This is a genomic window from uncultured Vagococcus sp. (assembly GCF_963518325.1).
GTDB lineage: Bacteria > Bacillota > Bacilli > Lactobacillales > Vagococcaceae > Vagococcus_D.
The window spans coordinates 15,991-28,560 of the sequence record NZ_CAUQJB010000044.1 but is presented as its reverse complement, the minus strand read 5'-3'; the positions used below and the strand labels follow the sequence as shown (position 1 = coordinate 28,560).

The window sequence follows — 12,570 nt, the reverse complement described above, 5'->3', positions numbered from 1 at the left end:
CCTGTTTATCGAGTTGGATGTTAAAACCATGGTGACGATTGTGGGGATTATTGGAGTTTGTCTAGCCGGTGCCTTTATTCAGTTAAAACGGGGAGCGGTTAAACCGGCAATCTTAATGGCTCAGCGAGAACAAATTGTTAGGGAAGCCTTGGAAGGTGATGAAGGGGAGGTCGTTGCCTGAGGGGTTAAAAAGGGCATAAGTAGGGGAAAGTGTGGAGTGAAACCAAAGAGGGTAGGACATTGTCCTACCCTCTTTGGTTAGAGAAAAACGTTAGCTCATCATACTAAGGCTTTTGCGCAAGGTGATCGATTCCTTGCAAACTCTAAAAATGTGTTGGTTAAGATAGTAATCATTTCTTGAAAGGTCAGTAAGAAAGGATTATTTTCAGTGTATCAAAAATAAAACGTTTTCTATATATCTATTTTTTTACACCAGTGTAAAAAAACAGATATATCTTTTAGTTGATGCTTGTTGAAAGGATATGTCGGGCTGCACGTGTATCTACCTCAGCGTATGTATTAACACTCTCGGTCATTTAAGTGAGTAGTTATACTATTTCCCCTCAGTCGGAATAAAAATATTGGACGTCAGTTAAGGTATAAGAATTGTAGCATCGTCAATCCGTAAAAATAACTAACTCCTCTTTTCTGCCTGCCCTAAACCCTGAACCACCTAGAAAAATGAGCAAAAACAAGACTAAACAGCACCAAAAGCGGAATTAGAGCAGCAAAAACATTAGCGATTTCTGGTTTAATCAAGGTGATGATAATAGCTAATGAACAAATTAAAACCAATCCACCAATCAATTTCCCAAAATTGTGGCCATTGATCTGCTCCCGTTTCTCTCTCGATGAAGTATTATAGCCTGCGATTAACATCAACCACTTCCCTCTAAACAACTGAATTCCCACAATAAAAAGGACCAAGCATAGTAAAATTTCCAATACCATCAATTTCCCCTCCCTTTTTTACGCTCATTATACACCAAAAATAAGTCAGGTGGTTAATTAAAATAAACCGAAAGAAAAGACCCCTTAAATCAATTCCAGCATCGGAAGAACTTACTTCGGATAAAAGAGATAAACTAAAGCAAGACCAACAACAAAAAATATACTGCCAATAATTAAAAAAGGGCGGGTCAAACCATTCCAAGCTGGTTTATTCATAAAAGCTCGCCAACGATAAACGGTACTCGATAAACCTAAAAAAAAGAAACCAATCGATAAAACAACGATTGAAATGGTCAAAAAAAGTTGATTGTTCATTCAAAAACACCTCTTTCATAACTAAGTATAGTCACGAGTGATAAAAAAGAGGATCGATTGAGGTGACGAAAAATAACAGATTTGTAAGGCAGAGTCTTAACTAAATAGCTTGAAACTTGCTGTGACCCTTTATGTTCAAGCAGCTTATGACATGTCAAACAGCACCTGTGAAAGGGAGAATCCGTTGAACATAAAAGAGAATGATAAAAAAATAGTGGTATCGGGCCGATATGACGATATTGAGCAAGTCGATGGTATCCCCAATATTAATAGTGCAGATTGGGGATTGGAAGAGTCATAACTTGAGGAGGACATAGGGAGCAGCGTAATTGGTTGTCCGTTTATGGCTTCTACCCATTAAGCTTTACTTCATTCGATGATAAAGGATTGGCTTAGATAAACCCACAGGCATTTCTGAAGGTTTTTTATCTGAGTAGTACTCAGAGTTAACACCAAAGTTGACGGTTATTCGTTCATCCTCAGAAAAAAAGAACAGATAGTGGGTCTTTTTATCCTCTGATATAGCAGTAATACTTTGATCATTGATACTATTGATAGAAAGTTTATAATAATGTTTATCTTTAGTAGCAGGCGGGTCGTCACTATAGTCGATAGACGATTTTGAATCTGATTTAATTGATAGATAATAGGTGTGATCCTCATTTTCTGATTCCCAATCTCCCATTATTTTTGAGTGGAGATCGCTAGTAGATGGTTGTTCAGAACGATCTGGCAGCCTTTCATTTTTGAAATGGTTCTGAGAACAAGATGCTAAAAATATTACCAGTAAAGTTATAGTGAAAAAAAGTTTAGTTGTCATAATTAAACCTCGTTTTTTGAGTTGTATTACAGTCATTATACATTAAAAAAGCCTGCATTAGTAGCAACAAAAAGAGTGATTTAAGTCAAGGCTAAAAAATTCTGCTTCTTGATGACATCTGTACCATCAACCAAGAAGCAGCCTTTTGAGATAGAAGCAAAACAGCTGAGGTTGAATAAAAAAAATGGCCTTTAGCGATCGTTAAGTTCCTCCTAAAAATTAACTATTATTGGAAACTTGATTCTTTTTGTTCAGACTAAGTAGTGGATTTAATATATATATGATACAATTTTTAGAAAAGAATACTCGGAGGAGGCATAAAAATGAAAACTAAGATGTCGGAAATTCTGTCCTTCATGTCCGAAGAGGCTGTCAGTCGAAAAATGACAAGTGAGGAAATTGCCAGTCACTTTGGTTATGATAAACATCACTTTAGTCGGAAATTCAAAGAAATAAATGGGTTTAGTGTTGTTGAATTCCTCTCGAGTTTAAAAGTTGAAAAGGCGATTATTAAACTTGATGAAGAAAAGAGGGTCATCGACCTACAAGGACAGTCCGGTTTTGAAAGCAGTGGTAGCTTCACGAATACCTTTAAAAAATATACAGGTAGTTCGCCCAGAGCATACAAAACTGAAATGAGTGAGACTTTTTCTGATATTAAACGGTTTGAAAAGGATGATAGGGATCAAGCGGTAGCGTATTTTGAAGAAAAGAGTTCGTCTTTTTGTACAGTAAATATTGAAGTACCTGATGTATTTGACAAGGGGATCATATTTATTGGTCTTTTCCGGACCCTTATTCCCAATCATAGGCCGATATCTGGATTAGCGACTAAGCATTTAATGGGAAATACATTGACACATATTCCAAGTGGTGACTATTATTTATTAGCTTGTGCTATAAGCCGTTCCAATAATAGTCTATCTTACTTTAACTTAGGTAATAGTTTAAGGGGGAAAGAAGATGGCAGGTTATCTTTTCCAAATTGTTCTGGTAATAATTACACAATTAAGCTGAGAGAACCAATACCAGAAGATCCACCCATATTAGTTAATGTAGGGAAACTGTTAATCTCCTGTTTAAAGAACACAATCTAGAATAAGTTTAGTTGATCTTGACATGATAAAATAGTTGTAAGTTGATGAAATGGAGATGAAAAAAAATGATTAAAACTGGAACCCCTTATTTATACTTTTATGACGAGTGCAATGAGGCATTAAATTATTATGCCGATATTTTTGGAGCTGAAATTCTAGAAAAATTGACATTTGAAGATGTGGAGTATATGGAAGATGAAAGTCGTAAAAATTGTATTGCTCATGCTAGTTTTAAACTTGGAGAAAGTGTTATCCTTGCAAATGATTTTCTTGAAAAGCAAAGTAAAGAGAAGGGTTCTGCAAAGTCACAGGCGAGTATCTGGCTGGAGCTTGAAAAGGTCGCTGACATAACGATTCTGGAAGAAAAAATGTTAGCAAGTGGTTCTAAGAGCATTATAAAACTTGAGGAGACATTTTGGGATTCATTATATGCTAAAATCGAAGATAAATTTGGGATTATTTGGGAATTGAATGCTCAAAAGTAGTGAGTAACAGACTTAAATGCTTACATAAGATAAAATATATGGGACGGAGGAATCACGATCGGATTCCTCTGTCCCATGTATGATAGAGCCGTTTTTCATAATAAATCAGATATAGACTACAAACCTTTAGCTTAATCAATTTGTTTGTAAAGAGTGGTCATTTTTTCTGCGAACCCTTTTTTTAAGTACAACTCGTAGGCATTAGTATTTTTGTTCAAAACACTTAATTCCAAGTAATCAGCCTCATTTATTTTGGCCCACTTTTCGCATTCTGTTAGTAACGCCGAAGCGATTCCTTGATTTCGGTATTCGGGTTTGGTTATTAAATCGGTTATGTAGGCAAATTGATGATGTTCCAACACCTTATATGGTGGTGTTTCTTGTAATTGAATAAGCGCAAAACCGACTATGTCGTCATTTATTAAGGCAATAATGAGATCTGAGCTGTCACTTTCAATCGTTGTTTCTAAAAAAGATGAATCTTGGTTCGTATTTTTGAAAAAATAAGGTTCCAATTCCGACATCGTTGTAAATAAGCCGTTGTAAAGAGCCGCTATTTGGGGAACGTGTTTTTTAGTTGCCAGTAGGATATCCATGTCATCACTCCTTAAATCGTATAAATTAATTGTAACAATGTTGAGTTCCGATGTACAATTTGGCATGGTGAGTCGCTATAATCAGATGTCTTGTTATACTGTTAAACTTAAAAGATTAAAAGGTGAATGGTTTCAACTCATCATGATAAACAAAGCGTTATCAGGTGGAACATGAACAGAGAATACGTTGAAAAGAGCCTTTTTTGAAGTAGTGGGAGGCACTACACAATTAAATAGTTTAAGTAATGGTCCAGATAATTTATAGAGAAATCAATCTGGCTATTTTTAATGACGAGTTTACCATTGACGATAATGATCTCGTCTAAATCTAACTGAGCATATTGGTCACTGTATTGATTCCCAACATTAGAGACATAAGTAATCTTGATACTTTTGTCTAATCTTTTGAAATGGATATGGTTGCTGCCTAGCTCTATGACAATCAGATCAACAACATGATAATTAAAGCCAATCACTAGTTTTTCATCAATGTTTTTCAGATTGTTATCGATCTCTATGAAGTAACTCGTAATATCTTTCATTACAGGAATAAGAACGTTATCTTCATCTGTTTTAGCATATTTCTTATTTACTTGATCAATAAACTCTTTTTTATTCATAGTTATCACCCCTCATCTATTGGATTAACCAGTTGGTTTATATGCTGTGAGAGCACATAGTGTTGCGGTGGATTGAGAAGAAAAAAACTGTAAAAATCAGTTGCTCCTCAACGCCTCTGTTGTTCATGCTAATCTTCCTCCTGTTGAAGTTCAGTATAAGCGATAGGCATAACACTTAGAGGCATAGCTTCGTCTTTTGAAAAGACATGTTTGAAGTCAGTTAGTTGGGTGGGTTTTGATTTTTGATAAGATTAAACGTGGCCATATCCCGTAAAATAATTCGAACAGATAGGTCCACTGGTTTAGTAATATAATCATGAGCAAAGAGTGATAGATTCAATTTCTTTTCAGCCGAAAGGTTAACGAATGATTCCTGATAGACAAGACTTAGCATGTGAGACTTAATAGATGAGATCAAATTGAAGCGTTAAATGAAGAATAGTCGTGAATAGAGGAGGAGGCGGACGCTGCTAATCGTTTCCTAGCCGTCTCTTTATAATTAGCTAAAAAAGACTAGGAGTTTAAACTTATCCTAGTCTTTTTTTGGAGCGAGCTTTTTTGAAATGAGCCATTTCCCAATAGGAACAATAGCAAGAACTATGATGACAGTGGCTTGGAAAATGGTAAAAGGCAATTGATTTTCTAAGAAATAGGTTAATAGAAACAAAGTAACTGCGATAATAGCTAAAATAATATTTTCTTTTGGCATTTTCAAGGTGTCAGCACCTCCCAGTAGTGTTTTGCTATCTCAACAGTAGCATTTATTAAGTGATAATCATAGTTACAACTTCGTAATGAACCTTAAATGAATGTTGTTGACTAATCTGATACGTTGACGCCATTAACTGTCAGAGTCATGCTTGTTGCTATTACTCAGCCCCGTAGCCCATATGAAGAACTGATTTCAAAGAATTTTAATTTATTTTTTTCTAAATGGTCAAAACGTTAGTGAGTTAATAGCTTGTATTGCAGAAATAAGACGATAATCTTCATTTTTTTTGCCTATTGTTTTTATTAATCCTTTACATCTAACTTTTATCTAGCCTTTTAGGAATTGAAGAGGAGGTTTAATTTTATGTGAGTGTATATTACGGCTGATTATTTTAGTTTGTCGGCAGTAATGACTCTGTAGGTGTAAGAATTTATAGTGAGACTGATTTTATTGTCTAAATCTTTAATGTAGAAGTTTTTACCAATTTTCTCAATCTTATTTTCAGCACAGGATAATAAGCTGATAACTAAGGCCTCAATGTCTTTATTCAACAAAGAAGTCCCAAGTTTCTTGTTTATTCTGCCATAAACTAAGTCAGTGTAGCAAACATTATTGAGAATAACACGTCTGATATTTTCCATAATAACCTCCGTAATTGTTAGATAATTGTAACTGATCATAGTGTGTGTATAGTGAAGAAAAACAGTGAAGGTGTCTGTCACGGATAAACCCAGTAGCCGGATGGCATGATAAGCCCATTAGGTTTACATAGTTCAACATTCCATGACCACTGATTCATTCTGTGACACAAGATGATTGATCGAAAAAAGAAGCTTAGGTACATTACAAAATAAACAAAGAGAAAAGGAGAAGATAGGCTCATTAATAAATTAATTCTATTGTTTTTCATTGGTAAGCTTATCATAGCATACCAATGGCTGTTTCATAATTAAGTGAACCCAAAAAAACGACAAGAGTCTAATCAGGGCAAAATAAAAAGCCAAGAAAAAATCTCTTAGCCAATTATCTCAAACTACCACTCATTTAACTGAAACTAAGGAAAATCAAGTCGTAGACAATGTGAATCAGCAAAGGAAGCCAGATGGAATTGGCTCTCAAGCCGCTAATATTAAACGCAACACGGGCAGATCCTTGAACCAAGATAACATGTAGCAGGGTAACCATTATATTGCCATTGTAGTATGTGGTGTAATGCATTAAACCAAAAATAATACTGCTCAGGATGATTCCCACAAGCTCAGCTTTAGGTCGATTGCCTGTTTTTTTATAGACTAGGTTAGCAATCACTAATAAAAAGAAAAAGCTGAGAAGTTCTTCGCCTAAGAGCATAAACGGCAGTTTTAAAATGATGACTCCTAAGTTGCCAGCCTCTGGATTAGCTGCTAACGAATTATGAAATAACAAGTTAAGTAAGATTCCTAGTGACATGCCTAAAACCGCCGTTAGAATAAAATACTTAAAGAAATTTTTGATATTTCCTTTTGGATCATTCGGTTTACTAAAGAGGTCCAAGAAGTGTTTAGGGCCATAAACAACAACAAAAGCAATGGCGCTCATGATCATCATGCTAAAAGGCGCTAAAGCTGAAATAAGTGGATTGATGTAAGTAGTAGCTAAAAAGAAACCTAATCCGACAATCAGGGAACCTAACAATGCTTTTGTGACGGTGACATGATAGTTAGTGATTAATTTATCCATATGAATGCTCCATTCCTTTTTTATGAATTAATTATCACAATTTCACTATTTCAAGTCAAACATTTACATCCTTATGACGTGAAAAATTATTAAAATGGATATTAAAAAAAAGCTATCTTAGCTCAAACAGGATAGCCTTTCCAAAGGAACAAAATAGTTTTTTTATGGACCACAGGTTGTCATGGTAACTAATCTAAAAGCCTGTTCATAATAAGCAAAGCAACAATAGTGATTAATTGACTGCCGGCCACTAATAAAGGTTGATGAATAAAGATGATCAGTAGGATGGTGATAAAGCAACTGGGAGTAAAGACATGGTTAAAGTCGGTACCTAAAAGAATTCGCTCATTTTCAATCGTCTTATAGCACAGGTGGCCGATAAAGGCGAAAGCGGCCAAGACTAAGGCAATCGAAAAGGTACTGTCATAGCGAATGGTCATCTCCCATGTTTTGCCAACCGTGATTAGCTAATGTCCACGCTTTAGCAGGTCTAGATGTTTAAATTAGCCTAAATGTTGTTATAAGTGGAAGTAAAACGAATTTATTAAATAACAAAAGGAAATTCATATTGATTGACAAATAATAAAATGATTAATAGACTTGGGATAAAGTATAGTTGATTAAAGGAGTAAATAATGGCTTATTCTTCCTATTCGGCCCATAGTTATGAGAAAATTGAATGTTCTGGTCATTACCCTTATAAAATTTTCACGTTTAAGACAAATAACAATGATCGTTTGATAGGCTCTCATTGGCATGAAAATGGCGAATTGATCGTTTGTTTTTCCGGAGTGATGGAAGTTAAAATGGCCAACAGGACATATCAGTTGGCTCCCAACGATTGTATTTTCATTAATTCAAGTGTCAGTCATTCAACTCAAGGCATCGTGGCAGGTGATTTTTTAGTCATTCAATTTCCACTGGCGTATTTAAAAGAAGTGACCGAAGGAGACTATTTTGAAGGCTTCCAATTTGATTTTCGTCCCAGAAGAATCACTGAACAGTTGAAAACCTTATTTAGTTTGATTAAAACTCATTTTTTTAGAGAATCCGTCTATCACCATTTACTGGTAAAAGCCAAGATATTGGAAGTGTTGGCCCTGTTGTGTGAAGAATGGGTTCTGCCGATTGTATCTGTGGCTGAGATACAATCAGTTAAATATCTAAAAAAACTAACAGAGATCAATGACTATATTAGCTTGCACTACCGTAGTAACTTATTAATAAAACAAGTGGCGAAAGAATTTGGTTACAATCCATCTTACTTTTCAAGGTTGTATAAAAAAAGTATGGGAATGACCTTTTCAGATTATTTGAATGGATTGCGTTTGCGATCGGCTTATCTTCAATTAATTAATACTGATTTAACTGTCTTGGAAATTGCTGTTAATAATGGCTTTTCGTCAAAATCTCTTTACAATGCCTTCAAAAAAAATTATGGCTTATCACCTCATCACTATCGACAGAGATACGTCAATCAGCTAAAGTAGTTCGTAAAGCGAGGTATAACGAATGGTTAGTTGGATATGTTAAATTAACTAGTTTATGCATAAGTTAATATAAGACCTTATGTTCCTCTTTGAAATATTGAGGAAACCACGTGATAGAAGTGGTGACATGACCTGTTGTTTATTTTTTATCTGTGGTTAAAATAAACAAGCGGATAAAATGTTAATATTTGCCCCTATTTAAATTAGAAAAAGGAGCGACATAAATGAAGGCGTTATCCTATACTTGATTAGAACACATTAATCATAAAGGAGAGATAGTATGAAAAAAATGGAAGATTTTTTCAATCAAAAGTTGCAACCTGTTTTTACTCGACTAGGTAATAACATTGTGTTAAAGACGGTGATGAATTCACTGATGATGTTATTACCAATTACCATTGTAGGGTCTTTTTCTATTTTGCTGTCCAATTTTTCTTTTTTAGGGACATTCGGTAAGCAGTTGGGAATGATTGGCACCTATACAAATTCACTTATGGGCGTTTTTATAGCCTTCTCAATCACGTATTGTTACTTAAAATTAAAAAATAATTCCCAGGCAGTTGTGGGTGGCGTTTTATCACTGGTTACTTTTTTGATTTTAACCCCCTTAAAAGAATTTCCAGGTGAGGGCGAAGCAGTCGTTCAAACGATTGTGGTTGATACCCTGTCGTATTATGGTTCAATGGGGATGTTTACCGCTATTATTTTTGGGATGTTAGTCGGCCTAATTTATCAGTTTATTATCAAGAAGAACTGGGTTATTAAAATGCCAGATTCTGTTCCAGAAAATATTGCCGCTGGTTTTTCAGGCTTAATCCCTGGTATCGTTATTTTACTTTTTGCCACAGTGGTTGCCTTTTTGTTTAGTTTAACCCCTTATGGATCCGTTCATGCTTTAATTTATTCTATTTTACAACAGCCCTTGACGTCACTTGGCGGCACCTTTGGTGGGTTGTTAGTTGTGGCGGTTCTCAGTCAAGTTCTTTGGTTTTTTGGCATTCACGGATCAATGGTGGTTCTCTCGGTGATGCTGCCGATTTGGATGCCCTTAGGAATGGAAAATTTAGCTGCCTATCAAGCCGGTCAAGAACTGCCAAATATCATTTCCACTGCCTTTTTCACAACCTATACACCAGGTGGATTTGGAATTTCAACGGCTATGATGTTGTTGCTGGCAAAAAGTCAGCGCTATAAAACCTTAGGAAAGCTGTCCATCGTACCTGCAGCTTTCAATATTACCGAACCGATCATTTTTGGGATGCCATTGGTCTTAAATCCCATATTTGCCATTCCATTTGTCTTGAGTAATGTGATTGGCTTATCGATTGCCTATCTTTGCACAGTGACAGGTCTGGTGCCAATTCCCATTGGTGTTAGTACACCAACGGGAACGCCGATTATTGTCAGTGCCTTCCTACAAGGGGGATGGAAAATTGCCGTTCTTCAAGTTTTATTAATTGTCGTGATTGCGGCTTTCTGGTACCCTTTTGTCAAGGTGGCCGACAAAATCGAATTAAAAGCTGAAGGAGTAGGAAATTAGTGGAGAAATCTGAGTTAATCAATTTATTAGACAGTCTAACGTTACAAGAAAAAATAGGTCAATTGGTACAATTATCAGGTGATTTTTTCGACGAAAGGTTAAACACCACTGAAACGGGACCTTCTCAAAAAATTGGCCTCCATGATGAGTATGATATCTATCACACAGGCTCCGCGTTGAATGTTTTGGATCCTGTAGCCATAAAAACTTTGCAGCAGACTTATTTAGAAAAAAGCCGTCATAAAATCCCTTTAGTGTTTATGACTGATATTATTTATGGCTTTAACACAATATTTCCCATACCCATTGCCCAATCCTGTAGCTGGGATTTTGACCTGATAAAAGAAAGTGCGGCTATTTCAGCTGAGGAAGCGTATTACGCAGGTCAGCAGGTAACTTTTTCACCAATGGTGGACTTAGTGAGAGATCCCCGCTGGGGGCGTGTCATGGAGGCACCAGGTGAGGACCCCTATATTGGCTCACAGTTTAGTAAAAGTGTGGTTGAAGGATTGCAAGGAGAGCATGCCACGTCTATTGAACCTAAAAAACTAGCCGCTTGTGTCAAGCATTATGCGGCTTATGGGGCAGCAGAAGGTGGACGAGACTACAACGGTGTTGACATGTCTTTAAGTAAATTTTATGGGCAGTATCTACCCGCCTTTAAAGCGGCGGTGGAGGCGAATGTCAAGCTAGTTATGACGGCCTTTAATACATTAAACGGTGTGCCTTGTACTGGCAATAGTTGGTTAAATCGCGAGGTTCTCAGGAATCAGTTAGGGTTTAAAGGATTACTTATTACGGACTATGCCGCCAATGAAGAATTAGTCACACATGGTTATGCTGCCGGTCCAGAAGAAGCGGCTCTGATGGCGCTTGAATCCACCGTCGATGTCGATATGAAAACGGCGGTTTACGCCAATCACTTACAAGGATTAGTGGAAGCTAAAGAGCTGCCAATTGAGCTTGTGGATCAAGCTGTCTTAAGGATGCTGGAATTAAAAAATGATTTAGGCTTATTCGAAAATCCTTATCGTGGCTTGACGGATGAGACTACACCGACTGCTGAAGCGTGTCATCTTACAAAGGCGTTGGAGTTGGCAGAAAAATCAACTGTCTTACTCAAAAATAATGGGGTATTACCTTTGGCAAATAAAGGAAAAATTGCGATTATTGGGCCTTATGGCGATAATCCCAACACCTTAGGGATGTGGGCAATTAATGGCGACACCTCGAAAACCGTGACACTTAAAGCAGGAATGAATCAGGTTTTTGATCAGGCAGAGATCCTTTGTGTAGAAGGAGCACCCTTGATTGAAGAGATGGACAGATTAGGATTTTCTACCAATATTAAGCCAGGGGTTAGTCATTCACCTGTAAGAAGCAAAGAGGCATTATTAGCTGAGGCGTTGGAAGTAGCTCAATCTGCTGATACCATTGTGGTGGCTTTGGGTGAGCATATTTTAGAAAGTGGTGAAGCCGGTTCAAAAACCAGTTTAGCTTTTGCTGAGTCTCAAGAGGCGTTAGTACATGCCTTAAAAGAGTTAGGAAAACCACTGATAGGTATTGTCTATTCTGGTAGACCGAATAATTTAACGGGGATTTTGGCTCACGTTGATGCCTTACTTTATGGCTGGTATCCAGGGACAATGGGAGGCCTTGCTATGGCAAATCTTTTAAGTGGAAAAGCTAATCCTAGTGGTAAGTTAACCATGTCTTTCCCCAGATCAGAAGGGCAAATCCCGGTGTATTACAACGGTTATCGGACTGGGAGACCAGTTAAGTCTGAAGATGACAATCATCGTTTCACGTCACGATACATTGACGAAAGTAATCGGCCGCTGTTTCCTTTTGGTTATGGGCTAAGTTATTCTGAGTTTAAGTATCGCTCAATTAACAGTTCCAGATTGACTGTCAATGGAGATCAATCAGTCATAATTCAGGTATTAGTTGAAAATGTCAGCGAAATCGATGGTGAAGAAATTATCCAGCTTTACATCAAGGATGAGACCGCCAGTATTGTTCGGCCCTTAAAAGAGCTAAAAGCAGCCAAACGTGTGTTTCTGGAAGCTCATTCGTCTAAAACCATTGACTTTGTGTTAGGCAAAAAAGAGTTTGAATTCTTTGATAATCAGGGCGAAGCAATCATCGAACCAGGGGCCTTCACGTTGTTTGTGGGAAGGAACGTTGAGGAGACGCCTTTACATCTCGAACTAAGCTATGTATAG

At 36.8% G+C, this 12,570-nt stretch carries 15 protein-coding genes; 6 read left to right on the top strand and 9 right to left on the bottom strand.

Annotated features, from left to right (window positions below):
- A partial coding sequence (locus tag RWN13_RS21735) for a hypothetical protein (protein WP_314067942.1) occupies nt 1–181 on the top strand: 181 nt, incomplete at its 5' end.
- Between the two features lie 476 nt (nt 182–657).
- Here RWN13_RS21735 and RWN13_RS21730 read toward each other — a convergent pair.
- From RWN13_RS21730 to RWN13_RS21720, 3 genes are all read right to left on the bottom strand, one after another.
- A complete protein-coding gene (locus RWN13_RS21730) occupies nt 658–951 on the bottom strand; it encodes a DUF3784 domain-containing protein (protein WP_314067941.1) in 294 nt (97 codons plus the stop codon).
- Nucleotides 952–1,062: 111 nt separating this feature from the next.
- The gene (locus RWN13_RS21725; RefSeq protein WP_314067939.1) at nt 1,063–1,266 is read right to left on the bottom strand and encodes a hypothetical protein; all 204 of its coding nucleotides are present in this window, start codon (nt 1,264–1,266) and stop codon (nt 1,063–1,065) included.
- A 364-nt stretch (nt 1,267–1,630) separates the two neighbouring features.
- The gene (locus RWN13_RS21720; RefSeq protein WP_314067937.1) at nt 1,631–2,086 is read right to left on the bottom strand and encodes a hypothetical protein; all 456 of its coding nucleotides are present in this window, start codon (nt 2,084–2,086) and stop codon (nt 1,631–1,633) included.
- A gap of 323 nt (nt 2,087–2,409) precedes the next feature.
- Here RWN13_RS21720 and RWN13_RS21715 point away from each other — a divergent pair, with 323 nt between their 5' ends.
- A complete protein-coding gene (locus tag RWN13_RS21715; RefSeq protein WP_314067936.1) occupies nt 2,410–3,183 on the top strand; it encodes a helix-turn-helix transcriptional regulator in 774 nt (257 codons plus the stop codon).
- A gap of 65 nt (nt 3,184–3,248) precedes the next feature.
- Nucleotides 3,249–3,668, top strand: a complete 420-nt coding sequence (locus tag RWN13_RS21710) for a glyoxalase/bleomycin resistance/extradiol dioxygenase family protein (protein ID WP_314067934.1) — start codon at nt 3,249–3,251, stop codon at nt 3,666–3,668.
- A 131-nt stretch (nt 3,669–3,799) separates the two neighbouring features.
- Here the strand turns inward: RWN13_RS21710 and RWN13_RS21705 are convergent, their stop codons facing one another.
- The 6 genes from RWN13_RS21705 to RWN13_RS21680 form a co-directional block, all read right to left on the bottom strand.
- The gene (locus tag RWN13_RS21705; RefSeq protein ID WP_314067932.1) at nt 3,800–4,264 is read right to left on the bottom strand and encodes a GNAT family N-acetyltransferase; all 465 of its coding nucleotides are present in this window, start codon (nt 4,262–4,264) and stop codon (nt 3,800–3,802) included.
- Between the two features lie 221 nt (nt 4,265–4,485).
- On the bottom strand, nt 4,486–4,884 hold the full coding sequence (locus RWN13_RS21700; protein ID WP_314067930.1) for a hypothetical protein: 399 nt from the start codon (nt 4,882–4,884) through the stop codon (nt 4,486–4,488).
- 532 nt (nt 4,885–5,416) lie between these two features.
- On the bottom strand, nt 5,417–5,599 hold the full coding sequence (locus RWN13_RS21695) for a hypothetical protein (RefSeq protein WP_314067928.1): 183 nt from the start codon (nt 5,597–5,599) through the stop codon (nt 5,417–5,419).
- A gap of 383 nt (nt 5,600–5,982) precedes the next feature.
- Nucleotides 5,983–6,237, bottom strand: a complete 255-nt coding sequence (locus RWN13_RS21690) for a DUF3781 domain-containing protein (RefSeq protein ID WP_314067926.1) — start codon at nt 6,235–6,237, stop codon at nt 5,983–5,985.
- Between the two features lie 403 nt (nt 6,238–6,640).
- Nucleotides 6,641–7,315: a type II CAAX prenyl endopeptidase Rce1 family protein gene (locus RWN13_RS21685; RefSeq protein ID WP_314067924.1), complete on the bottom strand. Its 675-nt coding sequence runs from the start codon at nt 7,313–7,315 to the stop codon at nt 6,641–6,643.
- Between the two features lie 188 nt (nt 7,316–7,503).
- Nucleotides 7,504–7,755, bottom strand: a complete 252-nt coding sequence (locus RWN13_RS21680; RefSeq protein ID WP_314067922.1) for a hypothetical protein — start codon at nt 7,753–7,755, stop codon at nt 7,504–7,506.
- Nucleotides 7,756–7,950: 195 nt separating this feature from the next.
- Here RWN13_RS21680 and RWN13_RS21675 point away from each other — a divergent pair, with 195 nt between their 5' ends.
- From RWN13_RS21675 to bglX, 3 genes are all read left to right on the top strand, one after another.
- On the top strand, nt 7,951–8,805 hold the full coding sequence (locus tag RWN13_RS21675; protein WP_314067920.1) for an AraC family transcriptional regulator: 855 nt from the start codon (nt 7,951–7,953) through the stop codon (nt 8,803–8,805).
- A 280-nt stretch (nt 8,806–9,085) separates the two neighbouring features.
- Nucleotides 9,086–10,345 (top strand): PTS transporter subunit EIIC, encoded by a 1,260-nt coding sequence (locus RWN13_RS21670; protein ID WP_314067919.1) that lies wholly within the window; start codon nt 9,086–9,088, stop codon nt 10,343–10,345.
- Nucleotides 10,345–12,570, top strand: coding sequence for a beta-glucosidase BglX (gene bglX, locus RWN13_RS21665; protein WP_314067918.1), 2,226 nt, complete (start codon nt 10,345–10,347; stop codon nt 12,568–12,570). The genes RWN13_RS21670 and bglX overlap by 1 nt, the downstream gene beginning before the upstream one ends.